Annotated in this window: 3 protein-coding genes; all 3 read left to right on the top strand. The window is 72.9% G+C overall.

Translation table 11 applies throughout. From position 1 onward, the window contains the following. A partial coding sequence (rho, locus tag ICW40_RS17990; RefSeq protein ID WP_221655375.1) for a transcription termination factor Rho occupies window positions 1-1,525 on the top strand: 1,525 nt, incomplete at its 5' end. 156 nt (window positions 1,526-1,681) lie between these two features. Beyond that, window positions 1,682-1,903 (top strand): 50S ribosomal protein L31, encoded by a 222-nt coding sequence (gene rpmE, locus ICW40_RS17985; protein WP_221655374.1) that lies wholly within the window; start codon window positions 1,682-1,684, stop codon window positions 1,901-1,903. 156 nt (window positions 1,904-2,059) lie between these two features. Next, window positions 2,060-3,148 (top strand): peptide chain release factor 1, encoded by a 1,089-nt coding sequence (gene prfA / locus ICW40_RS17980; RefSeq protein ID WP_221655373.1) that lies wholly within the window; start codon window positions 2,060-2,062, stop codon window positions 3,146-3,148. Window positions 3,149-3,227: the final 79 nt, after the last annotated feature.

Here is a 3,227-nt window from a genome sequence, read left to right as displayed (position 1 = left end):
GGCCGTGACCGTGGAGGGCCGCCGCTCGCGGCGTGCCGGCCGCGGCGAGGGTGCCCCGGCCGACGCCGACCAGGGCGGTCGCGCCGAGTCGGCCGAGCAGGCGGACGAGCAGACGGACGCCCAGCGCGGCGACGGCCGGCAGGACGGTCAGCGCGAGGCCCAGCAGCGTGACGGCCAGCAGCGTGACGGCCAGCAGGGTGCGCAGCGCGGTACCCAGCAGCGTCAGCGCACGGAGGCCTTCGACGACGACGAGACGGGCGGCCGCCGCCGTCGCGGCCGGTTCCGCGACCGCGACCGCAACAAGCGCCGTCCGGGCCGCACCGGGGAGGTCGCGGGCTACGACGACGTCGAGGTCAGCGACGACGACGTGCTGCTGCCCGTCGCCGGCATCCTCGACATCAAGGACAACTACGCGTTCGTGCGGACGTCGGGCTACCTGCCGGGCGACAACGACGTGTACGTCTCGATGAACCAGGTCAAGAAGAACGGCATGCGCAAGGGCGACGCGATCATCGGCGCCGTCCGCCAGCCGCGCGAGGGCGACCCCGTGCCGCAGGGCCGCAACTCCAAGGTCAACGCCCTGGTCCGGCTCGACTCGATCAACGGCATGACGCCCGACGAGTCGCGCGCCCGCGCCGACTTCGGCAAGCTCACGCCGCTGTACCCGCAGGAGCGCCTGCGCCTCGAGACCGCGCCGAACATCCTCACCACGCGCGTCATCGACCTCGTCGCACCGATCGGCAAGGGGCAGCGCGGCCTCATCGTCTCGCCGCCCAAGGCGGGCAAGACCCTCGTGCTGCAGGCGATCGCCAACGCGATCACCACGAACAACCCCGAGGTCCACCTCATGGTCGTGCTCGTCGACGAGCGCCCCGAGGAGGTCACGGACATGCAGCGCACGGTCAAGGGCGAGGTCATCGCGTCGACCTTCGACCGGCCGGCCGACGACCACACGACGGTCGCGGAGCTCGCGATCGAGCGCGCCAAGCGGCTCGTGGAGCTCGGCCAGGACGTCGTCGTGCTGCTCGACTCGATCACCCGTCTCGGCCGCGCGTACAACATCGCGGCGCCGGCGTCGGGCCGGATCCTGTCCGGTGGCGTCGACTCGAGCGCGCTCTACCCGCCGAAGCGGTTCTTCGGTGCGGCGCGCAACATCGAGAACGGCGGCTCCCTGACGATCCTCGCCACGGCGCTCGTCGAGACGGGCTCGAAGGCCGACGAGGTCATCTTCGAGGAGTTCAAGGGCACCGGGAACATGGAGCTCAAGCTCTCCCGCTCGCTCGCGGACAAGCGGATCTTCCCCGCCGTGGACGTGGACGCCTCCGGCACCCGCCGCGAGGAGATCCTCATCCCGGCCGACGAGCTGAAGATCAGCTGGAAGCTGCGGCGCGTGATGAGCGCGCTCGACCAGCAGCAGGCCATCGAGCTGCTGCTCGGCAAGCTGCGCGAGACGCACAGCAACGTCGAGTTCCTGCTGCAGGTCCAGAAGACGACGCCCACCGCCCCGGGCCACCGGGACGACTGAGCCTCCGGACGACCGAGCACGACCGAGCCACGACGACCGGGGCCGGGACGGGAAGATTCGGGCCGTCCCCGGCGTTCTGGCAGACTGTTCCCCCGGTTCCGGTTCACGTGCGCGGCCCCGCGCACGACCCGGCGACCACCTGATGAGGAGAAGCCCGTGAAGAAGGACATCCACCCCGAGTACGTCACCACCACGGTGACGTGCACGTGCGGCAACACGTTCACCACCCGCAGCACCGCCACGACCGGCCAGATCCACGCCGACGTGTGCAGCGCCTGCCACCCGTTCTACACGGGCAAGCAGAAGATCCTCGACACCGGTGGCCGCGTGGCCCGGTTCGAGGCGCGGTACGGCAAGAAGGCCGACGCCGCCAAGTAGCACCCCGACGCCGGCGGCCCCTCCGTCCGGACGCACCCTCCATGGTGCGCCGGTCGCGGACGGGCCGCCGGCTTCGTCGTGCCCGGGGTCGTCCCGGCCCCGTCCCGGTGCGTTCCGGGACCCCCACGCACCCACCGTCCCGCCGGGAGGCCACCGATGAGCGACACCACCGACGCCGTGGCGCCCCTGCTCGCCGAGCACGCGGAGATCGAGGCGCAGCTGGCCGACCCGTCCGTCCACGCGGACGCGGCACGAGCACGCCGGCTCGGCCGTCGCTATGCCGAGCTGGGGCGCGTCGTGGCGGCCTTCCGTGCGTGGGAGCAGGCGAGCGGTGACGCCGAGGCCGCGGCCGAGCTGGCGGAGTCCGACGCGTCCTTCGCGGCCGAGCTGCCGGCGCTGCAGGCCGCGGCCGAGGACGCCGCGGCCGTGCTGCACCGCGTGCTCGTCCCGCGCGACCCCGACGACGCGCGTGACGTGCTCCTCGAGATCAAGGCGGGGGAGGGCGGCGAGGAGTCCGCCCTGTTCGCCGGCGACCTGCTGCGCATGTACCTGCGGTACGCCGAGCGGCGTGGCTGGAGCGCGCAGGTCATCGACGCCACGCAGTCCGACCTCGGCGGGTACAAGGACGTGACGCTCGCGGTGAAGTCGCGGGGCGCCGTCGCGCCGGAGGACGGGGTGTGGGCCCACCTGAAGTACGAGGGTGGCGTCCACCGCGTCCAGCGCGTGCCCGTGACGGAGTCGCAGGGCCGCATCCACACGTCCGCCGCGGGCGTCGTCGCGCTGCCGGAGGTCGAGGACGCGGGGGAGGTCGCGATCGACCCGAACGACCTGCGGATCGACGTCTACCGCTCCTCGGGCCCGGGCGGGCAGTCGGTGAACACCACCGACTCGGCGGTGCGCATCACGCACCTGCCCACGGGTCTGGTCGTCTCGTGCCAGAACGAGAAGTCGCAGCTGCAGAACAAGGAGCAGGCGCTGCGCATCCTCCGCGCACGGCTGCTCGCCGCGCAGCAGGAGGAGGCGGCCGCGGCGGCGAGCCAGGCGCGCCGGTCGCAGGTGCGCACGGTCGACCGGTCCGAGCGCATCCGCACGTACAACTTCCCGGAGAACCGGATCGCCGACCACCGCACGGGGTACAAGGCGTACAACCTCGACCAGGTGCTCGACGGCGACCTCGACCCGGTCGTGCGGTCGGCCATCGAGGCCGACGAGGCCGCCAGGCTCGCCGAGGTCGGCGCCGGATGACGGAGCCGGGCCCGGCTGCGGCGACACCGCTCGCTGCGGCGCTCCGGGCCGGCGAGCGGGTGCTGCGCGATGCCGGCAT

The sequence above is a fragment of the Actinotalea ferrariae genome (genome assembly GCF_019733465.1).
GTDB classification, from domain to species: domain Bacteria; phylum Actinomycetota; class Actinomycetes; order Actinomycetales; family Cellulomonadaceae; genus Actinotalea; species Actinotalea ferrariae_A.
Note: the sequence above shows the minus strand (reverse complement) of the source record. Positions and strands in the feature narration are given on the sequence as shown.

Coding starts and splice junctions, on each gene's coding strand:
- prfA (WP_221655373.1), top strand. CDS start 2,060: ATGAGCGACACCACCGACGCCGTGGCGCCCCTGCTCGCCGAGCACGCG.